We start from the raw sequence: 24,140 nt of genomic DNA, 5'->3' as shown, positions 1-24,140 counted from the left end.
GGGTGTCGCGCGGTGGGGCCGGGAGACCCGGCTCGTACGTTCGGACGGTATGACGTACGTATCCGGAGACCGTCCATCCGGCCCCACCAGGCGCGGCGCCCTCGCCGGGCTCGTCGGTGGGGCCGGCGCCGTGATGACCGCGGGATGCACGCTGTCGGGCGCGCCGACCGCGAGCGGCCCCACCGCCAGTCCGACGGCGTCGGCCTCCGCTGCGGCGAACGCCGCCACGCCCGGGGTGATGACGCTCTTCGACGATCCCGCGTTCAACTTCAACGGGCTCCTCGCGCTCGGCGGGTCCGGCTACGGAGCCGCCGAGGTGGGCGAGGTGCTCACCGCCGTGAACGCGATCAACAAGGCCGGCCTCTCCTCGCAGAGCTACGTCGAGACCTTCAGGAAGCTCGGCGACCAGCTGATGGCGGCCCCCCCGGGCAGCAAGCCCGACCGGGAGACCCGGCGCTTCCGTGCGCTGCGGGCCGCCCAGTACTACGGCCAGGCGCTGTTCTTCGTCCTCGGCTCCGACGCCCCCGGCAGCGAGGAGCAGCTCTACAAGGCCGGTCGCGGCGCCTGGGACACCTTCTGCAAGCTGTGCGCGATGCCGCCGGTGACGGCGAACGTCCCCTACGGGAAGTCGCCGCTCCCGGTGTGGTTCTTCCGGCCGGACGACTCCGGCAAGCGGCGGCGCACCGTGATCCTCACCAACGGCAGCGACGGCCAGAACGTCGACATGTGGACGTACGGCGTCCAGGCCGCCCTGTCACGCGGCTGGAACGCACTGGTGTACGACGGGCCGGGCCAGGGCCAACTGCTCTTCGTCGACCAGGTGGTCTTCACATCCCGCTGGGAGAACGTCGTCTCGCCGCTGCTCGACTGGCTGTCCGCCCGCGACGACGTGGACACCGGCAACATCGCGCTGACCGGACTGAGCATGGGCGGTGACCTGGCACCCCGGGCCGCGGCGTTCGAGGAGCGGATCGCCGCTCTGGTGGCGATGCCCGGCTGTCTCTCGCCGTGGCTGGGCTTCCCCCCGGAGATCCGGCAGATCCTCACGCCGAGCAAGGAGGACACCAACGCCATCTGGAACAAGGAGGTCGTCCCCGCACTGACCCCCGCCGAGGCCGCGACGCTGAAGAAGCGCATGGAGCCCTTCTCCGTCCCGGTGATGCTCGCCGCCCGCCAGGGCAGGATGTTCACCGACTTCTACACCCCGGCCACCCGCGTCGAGGCCATGGACATCACCGACGTCGTGGGCCGCATCAAGACGCCCACGCTGGTGCTGGACTACGACTACGAGCAGTTCTATCCCGGCCAGCCGCGCGAGATGTTCGACAAGCTGACGGCACCCAAGGACTACGTGAAGCTCACCACGGCCACCGGTGCACAGCTGCACTGTTCCCCGATGGCCCCGCAGCAGCACTGCGACGTGGTGTTCGACTGGCTCGACGCCACGCTCGGCTAGCCGGACACCCCCAGGCGGTCACAGTTTGCGCAGCGACAGCCGCTGGACCTTGTGGTCGGGCCCCTTGCGGACGACCAGGGTGGCCCGCCCCCGCGTGGGCGCGACGTTCTCCAGCAGGTTCGGCCCGTTGATCGTGCGCCACATGGTGCGTGCGTAGTCGAGCGCCTCGTCCTCGTCGACCTGGGTGTACTTGCGGAAGTAGGAGTCCGGGTCCTGGAAGGCCGTGTCGCGCAGCTTCCGGAAGCGGTTGAGGTACCAGCGTTCGATGTCCTCGGGGCGGGCGTCCACGTACACACTGAAGTCGAAGTAGTCGGCCAGGCCCACCCTGGTGCGGCCGTCCTTGCCGGGCAGGGCCGGCTGCAGCACGTTCAGCCCCTCCACGATGAGGATGTCGGGGCGGCGCACGGTGAGCCGCTCATCGGGCACGATGTCGTACAGCAGGTGCGAGTAGACCGGCGCGGTCACCTCCTCCTTGCCCGCCTTGATGTCGGCGACGAACCGGGTGAGGGCCCGCCGGTCGTACGACTCGGGGAACCCCTTCCGCGACGTCAGACCGCGCGCCCGCAGCTCCGCCATGGGGAGCAGGAACCCGTCGGTGGTCACCAGCTCCACCCGCGGATGCTCCGGCCAGCGGGCCAGCAGCGCCTGCAGCAGCCGTGCGACGGTCGACTTGCCCACCGCGACGCTGCCCGCGACGCCTATCACGAACGGCGTGCCGCGCTGCGCCCCGGTCTCCCCGAGGAAGGTGTTCAGCGCGCCCCGCAGCTCGCCGGTGGCCTGCACGTACAGGTTCAGCAGCCGCGACAGCGGCAGGTAGACGTCCCGCACCTCGTCGAGGTCGATGACATCGCCGAGCCCGCGCAGCCGCTCGACCTCCTCGGCGGTGAGGGGCAGCGGCGTCTTGTCGCGCAGCGCGCTCCACTCGGTCCGGGTCAGATCGACGTATGGCGTCGGCTCCGTCTTGCGGTGGGCGCTTCGTGGCGGCGAAGTGATCACAGGGCCATTGTCGTGTCTCCGGGGCCGCTGTGGGGGGTGGGGTCGGTCACGCGGGGGTGCGCGGGACTCGGAGATTCGGATGATCCCTGGCGCCCGTAGTGAGAGTGCCGTCGTGCCTTTCAGGTGTGGGTCGAACAGGGGGCCGACTGTCAGTGCCCGGTATCGGTGGCAGAGAATCCAGGGATGCACGGTCTACCCGTGGCGCTCGGATTCCGCGACGACAAAGGCACTGCGAATCGAGCGGGAACAAGGGTATTTGCGGCTTCCAGACGTTCCGGGGGTGGCGAATATGAAGAGGAAAAGGGACACCCTGTGAAAAAAGCCGCCACATGTCTGCGTTCGGCCGGCGCTTTCGTGGCTCTGGGCACCGCGCTCACCACCGGCTGCACCGCTGTGGGCAGCAACGGCGGGGGCACAGCCGATGGCGGCCTGCGCGTTCAGATCGAGCCGAGTGCGCAGGCAGGGGCGCTAGCGGGGCTGACCTCGATGGTTCTTGGCCCGAAGGACGTGCCTGGCCATACCGTCGTGGTGCCGGGGGCGAGTGAGCGCATCGCCGCGAAGGACGTGCGCATCGGCGAAGGCTCCTGCGAGGCATTCGCCCATGCCATGTCCGGCATAGCCAACGGCAGTCCGGTGTCGACCGAGATCCGGGAGGCTGCCGGAGCAGCCGGCTCCACACTGGTGGCCCTCGCCTCGTACGGACAGAAAGGCGATGCGGAAGCGGTACTCGCCGCCATCAGCGATGCGTCCACCAAGTGCTCTGGCGGGTTCCCACTCGAGATCAAGGGCGTGACACAGCAGGTCACGAAGATCACCCGGGAGCTGGCGCCCGCCGGTGCCGATCAGGCGATGGCTTTCACCGTGACGGCCGAGAAGGACGGGGCAAGGACACCGGTGAAGGTCGTCGTGCTACGGAAGGACGCCGTCGTCGTCACGTTCAGCACCCGGCGTACGGCGCCGCAGCAGAAGGAAGGGAAGGACGTCCCCTTCCCTGCAGAGGTCGTCGACGCCCAGATGCTGCGGCTTGCCTGAGCCGGCCCATCGGAGGCACGACCGGACACAAAAGCCGTCACCGGCCGGTGGAACCGGCCGGTGACGGCTTTTGTGAAGAGGCCTCCCGGTTTCTGTGCCGCCGGGAGCGCCTTCGGCGAGGTCAGCCGAAGGCTTTCGTGCTTCCCCATCCGCCGCCGGTGACGGTGGCCGCGCTGCCGCCCGACGTGCTGGTGCAGGTGTAGAACCGGATGGTGCCGTCGGCGGCCAGGGCCCAGATGTCGGGAATGCCGTCACCCGTGGCGTCGGGCGTGCCCATCATCAGCGGGATGCCGGTGGCGCTCCATCCGGTGCCGTACTGCGCGTCGGTCCCGTTCAGCGAGGCCGCGGCGCTGCCCAGCGAGCTCAGGAGAGTGCCGCCCCCAGAAGCGGCCTTTCCATGGCGAAGCATCAGACGGCTGTCGGCGAAGTTGCGGTAGACGAGGTCTGCCTCGCCGTCCGCGTTGACGTCCCCGACGTTCACCAGGTCGAGCTGGTCCCATCCCGTCGCCGCGAGCTTGGTGGCGCTCATGAACGTTCCGCCGGTGTACCCGACCAGAGCCCACAACTCGCCGCCCGCGGTCGCGAGCACGTCCGGGCGCCGGTCGTTGGTGATGTCACCGGTCGCGAGGATCTGAGTGAACGCGCTGGGAGAGGGGGCACCGGCCGGAAGGACCAGTTCCAGGCGCTCCTCGATGTCGACGCTGCCGTAGCCGTCGCCGCGGTAGAGGTACAGCTTCCCGTCGGGCATCCGGGCGATCAGGTCCTGGATGCCGTCACCGGGCAGGAAGTCGCCGTTGTGGGTGATGAGCGCCGGGTTGCCGTTGGCATCCTTCCAGTAGCCGGAGTATCCCTCCGTCGACTCCAGGTTGTCCCCGCCCTTGTGGGCGGCGGGCAGCGACGTGTGGATGTCGCCGGTACGCGTGGACGAGAAGAGCCGCAGGTCGCCCGCCGAGTTGGCCATGAACAGGTCGGGCTGGCCGTCTCCGTTCGCGTCACCGGGGGCATCCCCGTTGTCCCGCGGCTTCACGTAGAACGTGTACGCCGTCGGTTCGGACACCTGGCCGGCGGTGTCCACGGAGCGCACGTACAGCACGTTGGCCCCTGCGACCGGAGGTGCCAGCGTGAGGGTGGCACCCGCGGGAGGGGTGACGGTCACGCTCTTGCTGTAGGTCGTGGTGTTGAACGAGTACTCGTACCTGACGATGTCCGTGCTGCTCCGGGGGCCGAAGGTGAACTGCCCGGTTTCGCCGAACCTGACGGTGGACCAGGTGTTGCCGTCCTCGCCCGGGGGCGGGAACACGGCGGACGTGACCTCGGGCGAGTCCGGGCGGGTGGAGTCGTAGACGAAACCGCACACCCCGCTGCTAGGGCTCCACGGTGAGGCGGCACCCGTGGAGTCGATGGACCGTACCCGCCAGCCGTACGTCTTCCCGTTGGCGAACTTGCTGGAAAGGATGGTGACGTCGGCCAGACCCTGGCTGGTGGGCGTCCGGTGGCTGTCGACGATCTGCGTCGACCCGGTCCACACCTCGAAGTGCAGTTCCAGCAGATCACCGTCGTGGTCGCCACCGACGGCGGAGAAGTTCAGATCGCTCTTGCCGACCGAACCGTAGGGCAGGGTCGTGTCGCAGTCCGGGCCCGGCGTCATGGCCAGGCTCGTCGGCGCAAGCGGCTTCCGGTTGTAGACGATAGTGATCTTGGGTGCGGCTTCGCCTTCGGCCTGGAACTTCTTCCACGGCGTGGTGGAGACCTCGTCCCCGGCCTTCAGACCGATGTTGACGCTTGTCGCTCCTGTGTCGGCCGCGACCTGAGCCATGGCCTTGCCCTCGAAGGTGACATAGGAGTCGGGGCACGAGCTGTTGTAGCCGTGGGCGAATGACTTCGCATCGAGCTGCGTGCGCCAGACCGGCTGGTTGTTCCAGGTGTTGGAGGAGGAGATGCCGTCGGTGTGCCACACCTGCATCTCCCGACCGGTGCACGACCACGCGTAGGTCTCCAGCAGCCTGATCTCGGCGGAGATGACCACCGCTCCCTTGAAGCTGGAAGTCCAGCCCAGGCGGAACAGGGACCGGGACAGTCCCCAGGTGTCCGCCTCGTAGCCGACACGGGCCTCGGTGGTGCCGGTGTTGTAGTTGGCGCCGTCGTAGAAGCTGGAGTTGGGGTACTTCTTGTAGACGGTCGTCCAGTTGTGGGTCTTACCCGTGATCGAAGGGTCGACAAAGACCGGCCAGACGGTGTTCTCGCCGGTCAGCAGACCGGTGTCCGGGGTGACGGTCAGTGTGGCAGCCGTGCTTCCCTCGCCGACGAGCCCCGCGTCGCCGATTGCGGTGTGGGTTCCGGGCTGGGGCCCCTTCAGCCCGGTCAGGGCGAAGACCTGCTCGCTACTGGGCGAGTTGCCGGTGGTCGTCACGGAACGGAAGGCGGCGTTGCGGACGCCGCCGCCCCATGTCGTGCCGGTCTTGCCGTACGCGGACTGCTGGGCAGTGCCGTCGGCACTCGGACTGGGCTCGGGATCCGTGGAGGACGGCGTGGGCGAAGCCGACGCCCCGGGGTTGGGTGGGTCGGTCGCCTCCGGCGCCGCCGTGTCCTCGCCATACTCGCCGCTCGGGAAGGTGGGCGGAGGCCCGGGCGGCTCCTCGGAGTACGAGGGCGACGGGTACGTGCTGGGGGTCGGCTCCGACGGCTGGGGGTCGCTTCCCTGCGTCTCGGCCGGGGTGCCCGCCGAGTCCCACATGTACGGGGTGGGAGAGACCGCGACCTCCTTGCCGGACTGGTCCTTCGCCGTGACCACCTTCGTGATCGGGTCAAGGCGGAACGTCAGGTCGGGGGAGGTCAGCCGGTAGGTCAGTTTGCTCAGCTGGGCCTGTGCCGCCGCTTCGGCGCTGTGCACCACGAGGACGTGGTTGAAGCCGCTGTCCTTCGCGGTCAGCAGCAGGTCCACCCCGGCGAACACGTTTTGGTACAGAGCCCTGGAGCCGTTGACGACAGGCTCGGGAAGTGTCCCGGGCCAGCTCACGGTGACCTCGTGCCCGGAGGAGAAGAACGTGACGAGGTCCGTGTACGTCGCGTCGTCATCCGCAGCCGGAACCACTTGGTCGGCGCCGCGGGCAACGGTGAAGACGGCTCGGTGCACGGATCCGGAGGCTGCTGTCTCCTTCCGCGTGCTCGTGCTCTTGCCGCCGCCGGCGGAGAACACCACGGGGTCGGCCGCCGCCTTGGGCGCCCAGCCGTCCTTCGTGCGCTTCAGCCGGGTGTCGATCGGCTTCCAGACCCCGTCCACCTTGGCGCGGACGGGCGCGCCGTGGGCAGTCAGCTCGAACGTGCGGTTGGGCAGGGCGTACGTCGTCGACGTGGCGCTGCGCAGCGCGGTGACCTCGACCCGCTTCCCGGTGCGCACGGCCTCGGCCTGCGCGGCGCTCTCGTCGCGCTGGTCGGCCGGCTTCGCCGCCTTCCGCTCGGGGGCGTCTTCCCCGAGACCCATGTCCGGTCCCAGAAGACCGAAGCCGAGAGCGGCGGCTACGAGAGTCGCCACCGCTGCCGCGGCACGCCGGGGCCGGCCCCGGATGAGACGACGACGTTCCGGACGATCCACGGTTCTGGCTTCCCTCCCTGGACGGCCTCGCACATCGGAGTGGGCGAGCGCCGCGACCTTGCTTGTGGACCTCGCCCCTTCGACGGGAAGGGGGCGCAGCGGTCTGCATGGGGGCATGGACCGGGCCGAGGTGCGGCAGAAGCATGACTGATTGCCCTCTTGCCATCCACATACGTGATCACCACGTGAAGGGAAGGTCACCCGTCCGGGAAAGAGCATTCCGCCGACGCGCCCCTGCATCTGTGGACGGCCGACGGGCACAAAGAGGCAGTGCTCGGGCTACGAAAACATCCTGTTGCAGGCATAACGCCTTTCGCGATCCTCCCATTCGGAATCCAATGTTCGTAGATGTCTGCTTCAAAATGAAATGGTCTTTCTGATGGGTGAGGTGTCAATCCATCCCGCTCTGATGTCAGTCCGTTTGATCTAGGCCTGAATGATCCGTGACGGAAATCACTGATGTTTATGCACATTTGACGGAACGTGAAGCGATGGCTGAGCATCACCCCGTCAAATCGAGCCAGAGCCTGCAGGTGAGAGCCCTACGGCGTCTGAAGTGGAACAACTGTGGGGGGCTTCGGCCGTCGTGTGGGGATCGCTTTCGTGGAGCGGCCGGGGTAGCGTGCCCGGCACGCGGGCCGAACGGCGCAGAAGAGCGCGGGCCCGTGCCGGTGTGATCACATCGGTTGCCGTCGCACTGACAGTGGGACTGCTGCCGGGCGCCTACGCCGCGCCGCCGGACAGCGACCGCGTCGCTCTCGACCTCGTCGACCTCCCCGCCACCACCCCCGCGGTGGGCACGGACGGCGGCGGCCTCGCCGACATGACGACGAGCGAGGTTCCTCCGGCCGACGAGTACGAGCCGACCAAGACGGCTGCCCCCGCAGGCGCATCGGCCACGCAGCCCGTGACGGATCTGACCGCGGGCGAGACGGTCCCGGTCGGCTCCCTGCCCATCGAGGTCGGTGCACCCGAGAACGCAACAGCCACAGAGGCCGACGCGCTCGAGGGCGACTGGCAGGTCGCCCTGGCCGACCAGGCAGACCTGGCCGATCGTGATATCGAAGGCGTGGTCTTCACGGTCACCCCGCCGGACACGGCGACCGGCAACGCCAAGATCGTGCTGGACTACACCCAGTTCGCCGAGCTGTACGGCGCCAACTGGGCCGACCGCCTCCAGTTCGTGAAGTACCCGGCGTGCTTCCTGTCCACCCCGGAAGTCGAGGGCTGCTCCGAGCCGACCGAGGTCGACACCCAGAACGTCGTCACGGCGAAGCCCGGCGACACGCAGGGCGACGGCGTGCTCGACGGTGAACGTCAGGTCGAGGCGACGATTCCCGTCGAGGCCCTCACCGACCCCACCGACCCGCCGGTCACGCCCTCGTCCGCGACGAGCAGCGGCACGGTCACCGATGCGGTGTACCGGCCGTCCTCCTTCCAGACCTCGGCCGTCGCGACCTCCGCGGGTTCGGGCTCTTCGGTGATGGTCGCGACCTCGTCCGGCAGTGGCGCCAAGGGCGACTTCTCGGCCACCCCACTGGTGAGCGCGGGTTCCTGGGCGGCCGGCAACCAGTCCGGCTCCTTCACGTACACCTACAACCTCCAGGTGCCGAGCGTGCCGGGCGGCCCGTCGCCGAACATCGGGTTCGGGTACAACTCGCAGGTCGTCGACGGCCGTACCTCGGCGACGAACAACCAGGCCTCGTGGATCGGTGACGGCTGGGAGTACAACCCGGGCTCCATCACCCGTACGTACCGCGCGTGCCGGGACGACCGCGAGAACTCCGCGAACAATGCCAACCGCAAGACAGGCGACCTGTGCTGGGGTTCGTACAACGCGACCCTCACGCTGGGCGGAACGACCACCGAGCTCGTCCTGGACGACGCGTCCTCGCCCTTCGGTGACGAATGGGTGACCGCCAACGGCGACGGTTCGCGCGTCGAACTCCTTCGGGACACCAATTTCAACAACGGTGACAACGACGGGGAGTACTGGCGCGTCACCACCCGGAACGGCACGCAGTACTACTTCGGCCGACACCGGCTCCCCGGCTGGAGCGACCACGGCGGCGACCCCGACGACCCGGTGACCAACTCGGTCCTCACCGTGCCGGTCTCCGGCAACCAGTCCGGCGAGCCCTGTTACAACGCCGCCTTCACGGACTCCTTCTGCAAGCAGGCCTGGCGTTGGAACCTCGACTACGTCGTGGACCCGCAGGGGAACGCCATGTCCCTGTGGTGGGGCCGCGTCACCAACTACTACGCGCAGAACCTCAAGTTCAAGACGCCGGTCTCGTACCACCGCGACGGCTACCTCAAGCGCATCGACTACGGCCAGCAGCAGAACACGCTGTTCAGCGCCGACCCGATCGCACGGGTCAACTTCAACCTCCAGGAACGCTGCTTCGCCGAGGGGTCCCTCACCTGCGACGACAGCAACTTCACTTCCGGCGACTGGGCGAAGAACCGCATCTGGTACGACACGCCGGCCGACCTCTACTGCTCGGGCGCCTCGGGCAAGGAGTGCTTCGTTGCCGTTCCGACGTTCTGGTCGCGCAAGCGCCTGGCGTCGGTGACCACACAGGTTCAGCGAACCGAGGGCTCCACGGCACTCTCACTGGTGGACGAGTGGGTCCTCGGACAGTCGCTTCCGGCCGAGCGCACTGACGAGGGTACGGCCCTGTGGCTCGACTCCATCACTCGCAAGGGCTACGGCACCGATGGGAAGACCGTCAGTCTTCGCCCGGTGACGTTCATCCCGAACATCACCCCGATGCCCAACCGCGTCAAGGAGGGGGCGAACGACCCCAACCCGACGTTCGACCGGCTGCGCATCGAGCGGATTGTCAACGAGTACGGCGGCGAAACCAAGGTCGACTACAAGGACCGCACCGGCGCCTGCGCCACCGGCACGGGATCCCCGAATCCCCACGAGAACACGGGGCTCTGCTTCCCCGCCTACTGGCATCCCGACCCGGACAAGTCCGACGAGAACATCGACTGGTTCAACAAGTACGTCGTCGAGAACGTCCAGGAGCTGCCCGGCGTCAAGGGAGTGGAGCCCGTCTCCACGTCGTACGAGTACGTCGGCGGCGGCGCCTGGGCACTGAACCAGGCAGAGTTCTCCAAGAAGAAGACACGCACCTACGACCAGTGGCGCGGCTTCGGGCTCGTCCGCACGAAGAAGGGCGCCGACTCCTCGACGGAGTACCGCCAGTCCCAGCGCTCCATGAGCGAGACCCGTTACTTCCGAGGCATGGACGGCGAGCCGCTGCCGGACGGCAGCACCCGCAACGTCACGGTGCTCGACGCTGACAGCCAGGAGATCGCCCGGGACGGCTTCGCCCTCCAGGGCAGGGTGGCGGAAACCCTCACCTACACCAAGGACGGCGGAACCCTCCTCACCCGTGACGTCGACTACCCGACGTACACGGAGCTCGCCTCGCGCACCCGTGACCTCGGAGTTCCCCCGCTGAAGGCGTATCGGGTCCAGGAGGACTACTCCATCTCGGTTGCCCAGTCCTCCGGCACGGGCGACGATTCCCGCAACTCCCGTACGACGAAAACCGACACGACGTACGAGCCGGCATACGGCCTCCCGGTCAAGGTCGAGGACCTGGGGGACACCGGCAAGACGGGCGACGAGTCCTGCTCCGTCATGTCCTACGTCCACAACACAGCCGGCCACCTGATCGGCCTCGCCAAGGAGACCCTGACCACCGCCGGCACATGCGCCGACGCGGCCACGGCTCCCGCATCCGCCTGGATGTCCGGATCGCGCGTCGCCTACGACGGCGGAGCATTCGGCGCGACCCCGACCGTGGGCCTGGCCACGTCCACGTGGGACATCAGCGGCAGCGGCGGCAGCTGGACTCCCGGCGCCACGGTCACCCACGACTCCTACGGCCGGCCCACGTCCACGACCGACGCCGTCGGCAACCGGGACACCACTACCTATACCCCCTCCACAGGCCAGGCGTATGAGGTCACCTCCACGAACGCCCTCGCCCAGTCCTCGACGAAGGACGTCGAGCCGGGCCGTGGTGTCGTGCTCAGGGAAGCCGATGCCAACGGGCGTGCGACCACGGCCGAGTACGACGCGCTGGGCCGGATCACGAAGGGGTGGACAACTTCCCAGCCCACAACTCAGGACCCGTCCGTCAAGTTCACGTACAACGTCGTGCCCAATGAGCCGGTCTCGGTAGTCAGTTCCACTCTCGGTGACGACGGTACCTACAGCGACTCCGTCGTCTTCTACGACGGTCTGGGCCGCGAGCGGCAGAAGCAGACTGGCGCAGTGGGCGAGGGGCGTCTGATTACGGACACTCTCTACAGCGCCAACGGCACAATCGAGCGGACGAACAACGCGTACTACGCCACAGGCGAGCCGCAAAAGGTGATGTTCGAGAAGGACTCGGACTTCAACGTGCCGAACGCGACGTACTACGCGTACGACGGCCTGGGACGGGTGCTGTCGGAGACTCCGATCGAGGACGGCACCGCAAAACCTGACAGATCCACGCGGTACGAGTACGGCTACGACTACTCCACGGTGATCAAGCCGACGGGTGCGGCCTCGCAGCGCAGCTATACGGACGCCCTCGGCCGCGTAGTCCGCCTGGACACATTCACCGACACAGCGCGTGAGGCCTTTCGGTCGACGACGTACGAGTACGACGTCCGCGGCGACAGGGTGAAGGCGAAGGACCCCAACGGCAACGCCTGGTCATGGGCCTACGACGCTCGCGGCCGGCAGGTCTCGGCGATCGACCCGGACACCGGTACCACCACCACGACGTACGACGCGTTGAACCGTCCCGTCACCACCACCGACGCGCGCGGCACGACGGTGTGGACCGGATACGACAAGCTCGACCGGATCACCGAGCAGCGGCTGAACTCCTCGACCGGCACGCTGCTGCAGTCCAACACTTACGACACCGTCCTCGGCGCGGTCGGCCTCCCGGCCACCGCCACCCGCTACACCGACGGGCTCGCGTACACCAGCACCGTTACCGGCTATACCAACGACTACCAGCCCACGGGCAAGAAGGTCACGCTGCCGGCGTCCATCGCCTCCTCCTATGGTCTGGCGGAGACTTACAGCTACTCGTACGAGTACAGCAAGACGGGCCTGCTGAAGTCGGCGACCGTCCCGGCGGCTGGTGCCCTTGGCCAGGAAAAGGTCGTCACCCGGTACAACAAGGACGGCCTTCCGGTCTCGACGTCGGGCCTGGACTGGTACACCGCCGAGACGAGCTACAGCACCCACGGTCAAGTGCTGCGAACCGTCAGCGGTGAGCTGCCCCACCGGGTGTGGACCACCAACCTCTTCGACCAGAAGACCGGCCGGCTGACGCAGAGCCTCGTCGACCGGGAGTCGATCAGCGACACCACGACGGTGCTCGGCCATCGCGTCAACAACCGCACCTACAAGTACGACAACGCGGGCAACGCCACCTCAATCAGGGACACGCACGACTCGGTCACCGACCAGCAGTGCTTCACCTACGACGTGCTCGGCCAGCTGGCGGAAGCGTGGACCGCACCGAGCTCCTGCCAGATGGCCAACAAGTCCACTGCGGAGCCGAAGTACGCAGACGGCACCACAAACGTCACCGCGGCCCACAACGGCTACTGGAAGAAGTACGAGTTCGACAAGCTCGGCAACCGAACCAAGCTCACCGAGTACGACCCCGCTCTGGACTCCAGCAAGCACGCCACCACGACCTACACCTACGGCAAGAAGGAGAACGAAACCGGGCCGATCCTCCAGCCCCACACCCTGACGTCGACGAAGACGACCACGACCGCGGACGGCGCGCCCGCGCCCCAGATCGCCCCGGACACCACTCTCACCTACGACGCGGCCGGTAACACGACCTCCCGTGTGTTCGGCGCCGACGGTCAGACGTTGACGTGGACGTGGGACGGCCAGGTCGAGAAGGTCACCGGTTTCGGTGACAACGGTGCGGGAGCCTGGCTGGGTCTGGCCGGCAAATGCCTCGACCTGTCGTCAGGTTCGACCGCGGCGGGCACTCCGCTCCAGCTGTACTCCTGCAACGGCTCCAAGGCCCAGCAGCTGCGTATCGACCCGGCCTCCAACACGGATGCCTCCAAGGGATCGCTGAAGATCCTGGGCCACTGCGTGATCCCGAAGGACGGCGGCACGGCCGACGGAACTCCTGTCGTCATCGGTACCTGCACGGGTGACGAAGACCAGAAGTGGATGCCGGTCGCCACGGGTCACAAGCTCAAGCACGTCTCCTCCGGCAAGTGCCTGGTGGTCCCCGGCGGCAACTCCACCAACGGTACGGACCTCCAGCTGGGCACTTGCGACACCAGCGGTGCGGCCCAGTCCTGGACCCCGTCGAACGAGACGACCTACATCTACGACGGCGCAGGCCAGCGCCTCATGGCCGTGAGCGCAAGCGAGCACACCCTCTACCTGGGTGACACCACGGTCGCCACCTCGGCGAGCGGAGCACTGTCCTACACAGAGCGCTACTACGCCCAGCCCGGCGCACCCACCGTGATGCGCCACGTCCTCGGCACCGGGACGCCCGAACTGTCGGTCCAGGTCGCCGACCACAACGGCACCGCCTACGCCAACGTGACGCTGACCGCCGGCAACGCCGTGAAGTTCGACACGACCGACCCGTTCGGCGTCAAACGCGGCGAAGCCCCCAGCGCCTGGCGCTCGCATCGCTCCTACATCGGCGGTGACGACGACACCAGCACCGGCCTTGTCCACCTGGGCGCCCGCGAGTACGACCCGACGACCGGCCGGTTCCTGTCGGCCGACCCGATCCTCGACATCGCGGACCCGCTTCAGATGAACGGGTACACCTACGCCTACGGCAACCCGATCTCCTTCAGCGACCCATCGGGCCTTTATGCCGGCCCGTGCACTCCGGACTGCCATGAATACGACGGCGGTAAGGAGACGATCACTTACGACGACGGAAGCCAGAAGATCGAGGATTCCGTCAACCACACGGTGACGATCCGGGAATGGAGCTACGGAAATAGTGGCCTGCAGTCCTGCACAAGGGCGTCCAACGCCATGGGCTGCACCGGGGGCTACTCCAAGGCCGCCAAACAACACGACGGAGGTCTGGCTGCCCAGATAAGTGCGATGGAGGCGCTCCACGGGGTTCTCGATCTCATCGGTGTGATCCCTGGCGCCGGCATGCTCTCCGATATTGGGAACGCGGCAGCCTACGCGTACGAGGGCAACTGGAGTGAGGCCGCCTGGAGTGCCTTCGCCTTCGTGCCGCTGGCGGGCGACGTCGGCCAGGCAATCCGAAAAGGCCCCAAGTGGCTGCGGAAGCTGTTCAAGAACCCTGACCGAAAGGGCTGGCATTCTGTCGCCTCCGAATGTGTCAGGCGTGACAGTTTCGTCGCTGGCACAAAGGTGCTCATGGCCGACGGATCAACCAAGCCGATCGAAGAGCTCGAAGTCGGAGACGAGGTCGTCGCCACCGACCCGGAAACCGGGAAAACCGAGGTCAAGAAGACCACAGCGGTGATCATTACTGAGGACGACAAGGCATACGTCGAACTCACCATCGCCGCCGGAGACCGCTCCCCGACCCTGACTGCCACAGATCACCACCCCTTCTGGTCCGAATCCGAACACCGCTGGATCGAAGCCGGCGACCTGAAGCCGGGCATGAGCCTCCGCACGGACAACGGATCAACCGTGAAGCTCACGGTTACCCGCAGCTACAGCGCCCACCAGGTCACGTACAACCTGACCGTCGCCGACCTGCACACGTACTATGTGCTGGCGGGGGCCACGCCGGTTCTCGTTCACAATTCTGGGGGGTGTGGATGGGCGACACGTCAAGAGACCGCTGGTGATGTCGCTCAGAAATACACCCCGGGCCAGTCAACGCGGGATCCTGCATCGCAGTGGTATCACGAGGAATTGAGTGACCAGGAGCTTCTGGACTCGATCAACAAAGCTGCAGAAGGGGACGGGATAGCCGTCTCGCGCGGAGGAACCATCCTTGGAGGGCATCATCGCTGGGATGAGCTCCAAAGGAGAATTCAGGACGGGCGTATCGACCCAGACACGCCAATCCGTATCGACGTTTTGGGTGAGGACTGATGCTCCGATGTCTGTGATTCGTGCGACTGACTCCGACTTCCGGGTGTGTCAGATCAGTTTCGATACGCTGCTCGAAATCCAACTGGAGGCGGAGGAGCGAGGCTGGGCGACTCGGTGGACCTCCGTGGATGCACTCCGCAGCCAGGTCAAGGAAGGAAGCGTCGTCCTTCAGTCGCTGATGCGTGAAGAGAGGGGGGGAATGGTGCGGGCCTACCGATGCCTTCTCCTGTTCTCGACTGTGGAAGACGGAGATGCTGGGGGAGTTGCCACGATCGATCTCGATCCGGCGAGGTACGAATCGTTGGAGCGGCTTGATCGAGACCCGGATGTACGGAAGGTTCTGGCTCGAATGTTCTCCCTTGCAATGGGCGGGATTTCAATGGTCTCGAAGAAGTAGTGGACTCTCCTGATCTGCGGGCAGAGTTGCGGTAGCGGCGATTGGAACGACGACTTCTTGGTGACTGCTCAGGGGGTTGTCGTTCAGAGAGGGAATTCGCACGCTGCTGGGGTGCGCAGACTCGGGCCAATTCGCGCATCGACGAGATCAGCAATCGAAGAACAATGAACGAAGAAGGGTCTGCCGGAGATACTTCCGGCAGACCCTTCTGGGTTGGTTGACGCTGAGGTTGAAAGGGTGGGGTGACAGGGCTAGGGAGGCTGCACTTCCAGTCCGGTCTCGGCGATGAAGCCGTCGAGGACCTTGGGTCGGCGTTGGATGTCGCGCAGGCGGTTCTTCACGAGTGGGGTGAGGTCGTCGATCGTGCGGGGTGCGAGGTTGGCCAGGGACTTCTTCAGGTGGGCCCAGACGCCTTCGACGGGGTTGAGGTCGGGCGCGTAGGGCGGGAGCTTGACGATGGTCAGCCAGTCGGTGTTGCGTTCGCAGAACTCCCGCAGGGACTTGGCGTGATGGGTGCTGGCGTTGTCCCACACCACGATCAGCGGGGCACCGCCGAGCTGCCGCCGGGCAGAGGTCAGCAGGTCCGCGAACTCGCGGGCCCGGAAGCCCTTCTTCCCGCCGGTACGGCCCCGGTACGTCTGCGTCCGGTAGATCAGCCTGGTCTCGCGGCCCGGTCTGACGCAGACCATCCCGGCCATCAGGACCCGGCCCGAACCCTTGCCCGTCACCCTGACCAGCGGCGTCCTGCCCCGCCGCGACCAGGTCCGGCCCTTGCCGGGCTTCAGGTCCTGTCCGGCCTCGTCCTCGAAGGCTATCCACGCGCCCAGGAGCTGGGCCGTCCTCTTACCCGCGACCACTGCTCCTCCCGCCACCGCTCCACAGCCGCGTCATCGCGCTCGACGGCCCGGTGGACGGGCACCTGCGGTGACCAGCCCAGCCGGTGCAGCAGATACGACACCCCGCGCGGGGTGTACCGGTAGCCGAACAGGCGATGGATCAGCTCCGCCACCCGTGCCAGCGTCCAGCGCTGGTCCTCGCTCCAGCCGTGCACGGCCGGTCCGGCCTCCAATTCGACTTGCAGTTGCTCCGCCTGGTCATCGCTGAGCTGACACGGAAAGCCACCAGGCCCCTTGGACACCAGAGCCGCTCTGCCGCCCTCCCGCCAGGCCGCGTGCCAGGCGTACGCCGACTTCCGCGACACCCGTAACCTGCGGGCCACCTCCGGCGGCCGCACCCCCTGCTCGAACATCTCCGCGGCCTCGAAACGCAGCGCTTCACGCTTCGCCCGCCCCGTAGCGGTCAGACCGCCACCATCCGCATACCTCATGACGATGACGTAGCACCGCCAACCTCCGCTGTCACCCCACCCTTTCAACCTCAGCGGCAACGCTGACGGCAACGTCAGCGGACGACGGCTGCGGCGGGTGGGTCGTTGGGGTCGTCGTCGGTCAGGCCGAGTGCCTCGCCCAGGGTGTCGATGGCTTGGCGTTGCAGGCGGAGTCGGACGTGGGCGTAGACGCCGGCGGTGACGCCGATGTGGGCGTGGCCGAGGAGTTCCTTGATGACGACGAGGTCGACGCCCTGCTCCAGGAGCAGGGTTGCCGTCGAGTGCCTGAGGTCGTGGAAACGGATGGTCCGGAGTCCTGCTCTACGAAGGAGCCGACGGAAGCGGCGCGTGAGGTTGGTCGGGTCGAGGGGGTTGCCCGTGGGGGTGGTGAACACGAGGCCGGTCTCCGCCCACCCCGTTCCGGCGGCCCTTCGCTCTTCCAGCTGCCGTTCCTGATGGATCTTGAGGGAGTTGATGCATTCGGTGGGGAGGGCGATGCGGCGTTCAGAGGCACGGGTCTTGGTGTGCAGGACGGTCAGGCCGCCGGTGCGGGTGCGCTGGAGGGAGCGGTGGACGCTGGCGGTGCCGCCGTCGAGGTCGAGGTCTTCCCAGTGCAGCCCGAGGAGTTCGCCCTTGCGGAGCCCGGTACGCAGGGCGAGTTCGTACAGCGCGTGTAGCCGGTCACCGCTGGCTGCGTGCAGGAACTGCCGGGCCTCGCTCGCGGTGAAGGGCTTGAAGCGCCGAGGGCGAGGTGCGGGGGTCTTGATGTTGCGGGCGACGTTGCGGGGCAGGTCGTCTTCGCGGACGGCATGTTCCAGGGCGGACTTGAGGACCGAGTGGATGTAGGTCACGGTCAGTGGGGAGAGCCGCTTGTCGCAGCACTGGTCGATGGCGCAGCACTGCCGCCGGACCGTGTCCCTTCCCTGGGTGCAGCACTGGCAGGTGGTGCGGAGTCCGTCGAGGAAGGCGCGAACGTCGCGGGCGGTGAGCCGGGCGAGCTTCTTGGCCCCGAGGCCGGGGATGAGGTGGAGGCGGATGCAGGAGGCGTAGCGGGTGTGGGTGTTCTCCCGTACCTGGTGGACGGCGACGCCGTTGAGCCAGTACGTCAGGTACGCGCTGACGGTGCTGTCGGCCGCCGCCACGGGCAGGCCAAGGTTGCTGGCGGCGATCTTCTCGGTCAGCTTGGTCAGCGCTTCCTTGCGGGTGGTGCCGTAGACGCGCACGCGCTTTCGGGTGTTGCCGGGGGCGAGGACGTATCCGGCGGCTTCCCAGCGGCCGTCCTTGCGCTGGTAGACGGTTCCGTCCCCATTGGCGCGGGAGCGGCTGCGGCGAGATGAGATGGGGCGCGGGGTGCTCATCAGACGGCTTCCTGTTCGAGTCGGGTGCGGATGAAGTCGGTGAGGGCGTGGGTGGGGATGCGGCGGGCGCGGCCGAGGGTGATCGAGGTGAGTTGGCCGGAGCGGAGCAGGTCGTAGACGGCGGAGCGGCCGAGTTGGAGGCGGGCCATCACTTGCGGAACCGTCAGCAACTCCAGTTCCGGGCTCGCACCCGAGTGGAGGACGATGGGCGGGGGCGGGGCCATCAGCAGCCCCCTTCGGCGATGAACCGCCGTTCCAGTTCCCGGCGGTGCCAGATGGCGGCGGCGAGGAGTGCGGCGCCGGGGCGGTAGCCGGTGCCGAGGTAGGCCCAGTGGCCGACGACGAGGGTGGTGTCCGGGTCGGGCTCGGGCAGGCCGACGTGGGCGCGGGCCTGTTCGGTGCGCCAGGCGCGGCGGGCGGCGCGCAGCGCGCCGAGGGTGGTGGAGTAGCTGCGGGACTTGGTGGAGAAGTGGCCGCGGAAGCCGAGCATGTGCGCCCACTTCCAGAGCTTCAGATCGGCGAACTCCGGCAGCTTGCCCAGCTCCCAGCAGGTGCGGATCATCTGCCGCACGTGTCGGGCGACCGCGAGGCGCGGCAACGGCCGGGCCTGCCCGGTGCCGTCGCAGGCGGTGCACGGGAGCGGGGTGCCGTGGGGCAGGAGGGTGGCTCCGCGTCCCTGGCAGGGGCGGCAGAACAGGGCGCGGTCGAGGGTGCCGGACGCGTCGGCGGACTTGGTGGCGTACTTCGCCACGTAGGCGGCCACGGCCTGATCACTGAATTCTGTGTCCGCGCCGAAGGCCGTGATCTCGCGTACGTCGAGCTGTTCGCCCCAGCCGAGTTCGCGTTCCCCGACCGCATCTGACTCGACCGTGACGCGGACCCGGGCGGCGGCGGCGCGTACGGCGTCGGTGAGCACGGCGACGTTGGCGTACGGCGGCGGGGGCTGACTGGTGCCGTCGGGGCCGTCGAGTCGGATGACGGCGTGGAAGTGGACCAGGCCGCGCTGCTGGTACTCGGCGACCTTGGCGAAGGAGACCCGCAGGACTGCGTGGGCGGCTTTCTGGGTCATGCCGAGTCGGGCGGCGAGCTCGCGGCGCAGGTAGGTGGTGAAGCGGGCCCACAGGGTGGAGGCGTGGGCGTTGAACAGGACCGCGCCCGCGTAGTCGTACGTCGCCGGATTGAGCGGCGTTCCGAGCAGGGGGTCCGTGGGTTCGTGGAGCTTGCGGCAGCGGCAGGGACGGATGTCGCCGCCGGGGGTGGTGGGGCGGTTGTGGACGGGGCCGAAGGATGGCGGGGTGAGGGTGGCGAAGACGCGGGGGTGGGTGCGGACGGTGTCGGGGACGGTCTTGCCGCCGGAGAGGCCGGCGCGGATGAGGTGGTAGGTGTCGGCGGCGTAGATGCGGGAGCAGGCCGGGCAGCGGGAGGAGCGGCGGTTGCCGCAGGCGGTGAGCAGGCTGCCCGTGGGCTCGGCGGAGGAGGTGTAGGTGCGGAGTACCTCGCCGGTCGTGGTGTCAATGGTGGCGGTGTGGCCGGTCAGGCGGACGGGTTCGGTGCAGCCGCCGAGGCGTTCGATCTGCTGCTGTGCGCGGTCGAAGTCGGGGTGGTTGACGAGGTAGAGCAGGTCCCGTACGGCGGGGCTTGCCACGTGGCGCAGGTCCAGGGTGACCATTCGGGGCGTGTCCCTTCTGTCGGGGTGGGGCCCCGAGCCGCAACCGGCCATGAATGTGGACGTGTTGGTGCTGCTCGGGGCATGACGAACCAGGCCCATCGGGTGGGCGTGGATTCCAGGAGGTGATCCGGCCGGTGGCCGGGGTGGCTCAGAGCTGAGCGAGGGCGGCGGTGGCCACCGGCAGGGCGACGCCCATGCGGGTTGCGAGCTGGGCGGCGGTGACCGGTGTTCCGTGCTCGGCGTGGTGGGTGTCCGCGATGCGCCGGGCCGCATTCAGCAGGGCGGCGGGCAGGGCGGGGCGGGAGCCCGTGGCAGGCGCTTTGGCGACAGCCGGGGCGGGGGCGGAGTCGGGCACCTCGATCACGGGAGGTGCTTCGGCCGGAGGCGGCGCAGGTGTCGCGGCGGGGACCGGCTCAGGGGCCGGGGTTGCGGTCTCGGGAGCGGGCGCCGTGGTGGGCACCGGTTCAGCGAGGGGCGCGGGGGCTGGGGTAGGTGTGTTGGCGTCCTCCGGGTGTGCGGCGGTGTGGAAGTGGGCGAGGAAGGCGGGGCCGACGTGGCCCCAGCCCAGGAGCAGGAGCGGGGCGACGGTATCCAGGCAGGCCCGTCCGTAGCGTCCGGTCAGCAGGGGCTCGGCGGTGTTCAGCGCGAGGGTGAGCAGCCCGCACAGGTGCAGCAGCCGGGTGCCGGCCTTCAGTTCCGCCTTGGGGACGCCGCGCAGGGCCAGGAACCGCAGCGCGACCAGGAGGCCGACGACGGACAGGTCCACCATGGGGGCGATCAGCGGCGCGATCAGGCGGGGCACGCCGAGCCGCAGGGCGAGCGCCCAGACGTTGCCGAAGGAGAAGACGAAGGCCAGGACCGCGATCACGGCCATCACCACGGTCACGGTGCGCCGGGTGAACCGTTCCTCCGCCATGCGCGGGACCTCCTCTCAAAGTGTCGGGATCAGGGCGTTCAGGGCTTGGACAGGGAGACGGCCGGACCGTCCGGCCCGTCGTCGTCGCCGGGGGGCGTGTGGCCGGTGGTGTCGAGGAGGACGTCCAGGCACAGGGCGGGGTCGGCGGTCAGGTGGGAGGTGGCTTCCGCGATGCGGGCGGCGTCGGCGTCGGGGACGTACGGGGTGCGGATGCGGGTGAAGCCGGGGCGGCCCTGCATTGCCATCACCGCGACCCCGACGTATGCGGGGTCCTGCAAGGTGACCGGGCTGGCGTCGGGCCAGTTGCGGATGTCGTCGCCGAGTGCTGCCACCGCGGCTTCCACGGTCTTCTGCGCGAAGGACAGGCCGATGGGGCACACGTCGCGGATGAAGGTCGGGATGGCGTCGCCGGTGGTCTTCTGGCTGATCAGGATGGTCAGGATGCCGACGCTGCGGCCCTTCTTGACCAGGTCCTCCACCAGCCGGGCGTTCTCCGCCGTCAGAGCGCCCAGACGTTTCGTCTCGGCGTCGCTGCCCTTGTACTCGCGGAAGAACGTGTGCGCCTCGTCGATGAGGACCACCGTGAGCGGCCACAGCCGCGAGGGGCCGACGTGCCACATGTTCTTCACGCCAAGCACGTCACGGATCACCGAGGACCGCCGACGGCGCAGCGCCACCAGGCGCTTGAACAGTGCGTTGGCCTCGTCCAGGTCGTCACCGCAGAACGCGAACATCCGCTTGACCAGGTCCGCGTAGTCGCCTTCCTCGGCCCGCGATACCTTCCCGTCGAAGCCCACGATCTGCACGGCCGCCGACGGCGCGAGGTCACAGACGAACTTGTTGAGGGTTGAGGTCTTGCCCGCACCGGGGGTGCCGGCCACGGTCACCCCCGGCACGTTCGCCAAGGACACGCACACCGGTGCGGCGTACTCGTCCACGCCCAGTTCCCAGCGCGCGACGTCCTCCGGCGGGCGGCCGGTGGGCCGGTGCTCGGTCGGCGTGGTCAAAGGGTCGGAGCGCACGCCACGGATCACCACCTTGCCGGGGCCGTCCGGTAGGACGGAGACCCGCGTGCACCGCCAGGCATCCGCCAGGAACCGTGCCGCCTTCTGGTACTCCTCCAGCCCGACCTGCGGCAGGGTCTTGGCCCGTACGATCACGCCGAACCGGTCCGGCTTGACCTTGATCTTCGGAGTCAGCACCCGGGGCGCGGGGGCGGGGCCGTCCTTCTGTGCGGTGATCTGTGCCATCAGGCCCGGGGTCTTGTCGGTGACCGTCAGCCCGGCCATCCGAGCGAGCCGTACCCAGCCCCAGCGGACCCGCACGGCCTGCCGCATGCTGACCCGCGTGCCCCGGTCGGCGCGCACGTAGCGCACGACGCCCCAGCACAGCCAGACGCCCGCCAGCACGGCCACGATCAGCAGCACCTGCGGCGCGCGGTCGGTCAGGTCCTCCACGTCAGTCCCCCTCGGTCTCGGATATCAGGCGGAGCATGTCGGCCAGGTCCAGCCCGGCCGCTTCCGCTGGGGTCAGGCCGAGCCGGGCGAGCACCGCACCGGATGCGGCGAACGTCGCCTTGCCCTCGGTGCCCGGCAAGGGGCGCAGCGCGTGCAGCCTCCGCTGCGGCCCCTGGCTGTCGAAGCCGGTCACTTGGCCGCCTCCGCCGCGACCAGTTCCAGGCGGGCGGCGCGGTAGGCGACGCCGTCGGAGAGCTGCCCGTTGAAGATCCGCGCCCACGGGGTCGCGAACAGCTCCACCGGCCGCACCATCACGCCCGGCTTCAGCCCGGCTGCCAGACCGGACTCCGGGACCGTGATCTTCAGGACCTCGGCTCGGCCGTCCTCCATGAGCATCACGGTCACCGTGTACAGCGACGCGCCGGTCTCCCGGTCGGTGGCGACCTCCCCGGTCTGCTGGTCTTTGATCTTCAGCACCGGCTCGGTGCCCGCGATGCACACCGCCGACGGCAGCAGAGCAACCCGGATTCGAGACATGGCCATGCCATCACATCCCTTGATCGATGGAGCCGCTTGATCGGCCCACCAGGAGCATAAGGAGATAATCGCTTAACTTGTAAGGTCGATTAGATTGTGAAGCCGATCAAGTTGTGAGGCGATCAAGCGGGGAACACGTGGATGTGCCTGTAGCGCTATGGCTGGCTGGCGATACCGTGGTGGCATGACCCTGCCCTTGGACGAGGACTCCCGGCCGCCGTATCTCCAGGCCGCCGAGGCTCTGCGGGACGCGATCCTGAACGGCGAGTTCCGCCCCGGCGAGCGCCTGCCCTCGGCCAACGTGCTGCGGGACCGGTTCGGCGTCTCCAGCTCCACCGTCCAGAACGCCCTGCGCGTGCTCAAGCAGGAAGGGCTCGTCTACTCCCAGCTCGGTCGGGGCAGCTACGTCAGCGCCTCAGCCGACCAGAGCGCTGGCCCAGCCGACGACCACGGCGGCGCCGAGTCCGAAGGCCCGGACTGGCCGGTCGACCTCATCCGCAACGAAGACAGCCGCCCGCCGTACGTTCAGGTGGCCGACATCCTCCGTCGGGAGATCGAGGAAGGCACCTATCCGCCCGGCTCTCAGCTACCTCCCGCCCGTGAGATCCAGGAGCGTTTCCAAGTCGCCAACTCCACCGCGCAGAACGCCTACCGGAGCCTCAAGCAGGCAGGACTCGTGTACGCGGTCAAGGGGCGCGGCGTCTTCGTACGCCCGGCTCCGGAGCCGGGCAAGTATCACGGGCCGATCACCAACTACCTGCTGCGGGAGAAGGTCGACCGCGAGGCCAGCGCAGCCGCAGCCGAGTTCGCCGACCTCAGCGATGACGAGCTGCTAGAACGGGAAGCGGAGCTGGACCGGCGATGGGTCACGATCCGCGAGGAGCACCAGCGAGTCTTCAACGAGCGCCGGAAGATCAAACGCGAGAAGAGCCGACGCGGCCTGTTCCTGCCACACATCCACGACGACGATGCGGACTCGGATATGTCGCCACGCGAGAAGCTGGAGGCCGCACTGGCCGAGTCGAAGAAGCGGCGGCAGTAGGGCCCCTGACGGCCAGGCTGACAGCTCGGCCCGTGGCCCGTGGGTTGTGGCCCGTGGGTTGTCGGATCCCAGCTGATGCCTGACGTTCTGGTCCCAGGTGATGCTTGACGGTGGGCCTAGACAACGTAGGGAGCCCCGTGGGGCTTGTTCGCTTTCACGTTACGGACCGGGACGTCGGTCGTGCGCCGGATCACCCGGACCTGGCCATCCAGATCGACGGTGATCGTGGAGTCTGAGACGTGCAC

Annotated in this window: 15 protein-coding genes; 5 read left to right on the top strand and 10 right to left on the bottom strand. The window is 68.1% G+C overall.

Annotated features, from left to right (window positions below; translation table 11 throughout):
* Positions 1-49 precede the first annotated feature (49 nt).
* Positions 50-1,456: an alpha/beta hydrolase family protein gene (locus tag ACZ4Z5_RS19590; protein WP_468264393.1), complete on the top strand. Its 1,407-nt coding sequence runs from the start codon at positions 50-52 to the stop codon at positions 1,454-1,456.
* Positions 1,457-1,474: 18 nt separating this feature from the next.
* Here the strand turns inward: ACZ4Z5_RS19590 and coaA are convergent, their stop codons facing one another.
* Positions 1,475-2,452, bottom strand: coding sequence for a type I pantothenate kinase (gene coaA, locus ACZ4Z5_RS19585; protein WP_468264391.1), 978 nt, complete (start codon positions 2,450-2,452; stop codon positions 1,475-1,477).
* Between the two features lie 198 nt (positions 2,453-2,650).
* On the opposite strand from coaA, the gene ACZ4Z5_RS19580 reads away from it, so the two are divergent.
* Complete coding sequence (locus ACZ4Z5_RS19580) at positions 2,651-3,484, top strand: hypothetical protein (protein WP_468264389.1); 834 nt, start codon at positions 2,651-2,653, stop codon at positions 3,482-3,484.
* A 121-nt stretch (positions 3,485-3,605) separates the two neighbouring features.
* Here ACZ4Z5_RS19580 and ACZ4Z5_RS19575 read toward each other — a convergent pair whose 3' ends face one another.
* Positions 3,606-6,965: a DNRLRE domain-containing protein gene (locus ACZ4Z5_RS19575; protein WP_468264387.1), complete on the bottom strand. Its 3,360-nt coding sequence runs from the start codon at positions 6,963-6,965 to the stop codon at positions 3,606-3,608.
* Between the two features lie 784 nt (positions 6,966-7,749).
* Here ACZ4Z5_RS19575 and ACZ4Z5_RS19570 point away from each other — a divergent pair.
* Positions 7,750-15,192: a polymorphic toxin-type HINT domain-containing protein gene (locus ACZ4Z5_RS19570; RefSeq protein ID WP_468264385.1), complete on the top strand. Its 7,443-nt coding sequence runs from the start codon at positions 7,750-7,752 to the stop codon at positions 15,190-15,192.
* Positions 15,193-15,199: 7 nt separating this feature from the next.
* Positions 15,200-15,589, top strand: a complete 390-nt coding sequence (locus ACZ4Z5_RS19565; protein WP_383226482.1) for a hypothetical protein — start codon at positions 15,200-15,202, stop codon at positions 15,587-15,589.
* Positions 15,590-15,840: 251 nt separating this feature from the next.
* On the opposite strand, the gene ACZ4Z5_RS19560 is transcribed toward ACZ4Z5_RS19565, so the two are convergent.
* The 8 genes from ACZ4Z5_RS19560 to ACZ4Z5_RS19525 all read right to left on the bottom strand — a co-directional run bounded on the left by ACZ4Z5_RS19560 (position 15,841) and on the right by ACZ4Z5_RS19525 (position 22,859).
* Positions 15,841-16,916, bottom strand: a protein-coding gene (locus ACZ4Z5_RS19560) for an IS630 family transposase (protein WP_468264383.1) whose coding sequence is annotated in 2 segments (ribosomal slippage) — positions 15,841-16,448 and positions 16,448-16,916 — 1,077 coding nt in all. Because the reading frame shifts where the segments join, the coding sequence is not laid out codon by codon here.
* A gap of 74 nt (positions 16,917-16,990) precedes the next feature.
* Entirely contained in the window at positions 16,991-18,274 is a 1,284-nt protein-coding gene (locus ACZ4Z5_RS19555; RefSeq protein WP_383226485.1) for a tyrosine-type recombinase/integrase, read from the bottom strand.
* A complete protein-coding gene (locus ACZ4Z5_RS19550) occupies positions 18,274-18,498 on the bottom strand; it encodes a helix-turn-helix domain-containing protein (protein WP_383226487.1) in 225 nt (74 codons plus the stop codon). The genes ACZ4Z5_RS19555 and ACZ4Z5_RS19550 overlap by 1 nt, the downstream gene beginning before the upstream one ends.
* Positions 18,498-19,943, bottom strand: a complete 1,446-nt coding sequence (locus ACZ4Z5_RS19545; RefSeq protein WP_468264381.1) for a replication initiator — start codon at positions 19,941-19,943, stop codon at positions 18,498-18,500. Before ACZ4Z5_RS19545 ends, ACZ4Z5_RS19550 begins: the two co-directional genes overlap by 1 nt.
* Before the next feature lie 148 nt (positions 19,944-20,091).
* Positions 20,092-20,859: a DUF2637 domain-containing protein gene (locus tag ACZ4Z5_RS19540; protein ID WP_468264379.1), complete on the bottom strand. Its 768-nt coding sequence runs from the start codon at positions 20,857-20,859 to the stop codon at positions 20,092-20,094.
* Between the two features lie 38 nt (positions 20,860-20,897).
* A complete protein-coding gene (locus ACZ4Z5_RS19535) occupies positions 20,898-22,316 on the bottom strand; it encodes an FtsK/SpoIIIE domain-containing protein (RefSeq protein ID WP_468264377.1) in 1,419 nt (472 codons plus the stop codon).
* Between the two features lies 1 nt (position 22,317).
* Positions 22,318-22,509: a hypothetical protein gene (locus tag ACZ4Z5_RS19530; RefSeq protein ID WP_468264375.1), complete on the bottom strand. Its 192-nt coding sequence runs from the start codon at positions 22,507-22,509 to the stop codon at positions 22,318-22,320.
* On the bottom strand, positions 22,506-22,859 hold the full coding sequence (locus ACZ4Z5_RS19525) for an SCO3933 family regulatory protein (RefSeq protein ID WP_468264373.1): 354 nt from the start codon (positions 22,857-22,859) through the stop codon (positions 22,506-22,508). The genes ACZ4Z5_RS19530 and ACZ4Z5_RS19525 overlap by 4 nt, the downstream gene beginning before the upstream one ends.
* 178 nt (positions 22,860-23,037) lie before the next feature.
* On the opposite strand from ACZ4Z5_RS19525, the gene ACZ4Z5_RS19520 reads away from it, so the two are divergent.
* On the top strand, positions 23,038-23,895 hold the full coding sequence (locus tag ACZ4Z5_RS19520) for a winged helix-turn-helix domain-containing protein (RefSeq protein ID WP_468264371.1): 858 nt from the start codon (positions 23,038-23,040) through the stop codon (positions 23,893-23,895).
* The last annotated feature ends 245 nt before the right edge of the window (positions 23,896-24,140 follow it).

This window comes from Streptomyces sp. NPDC030222 (genome assembly GCF_055573115.1).
This window is presented reverse-complemented; position numbering and strand designations above follow the sequence as displayed.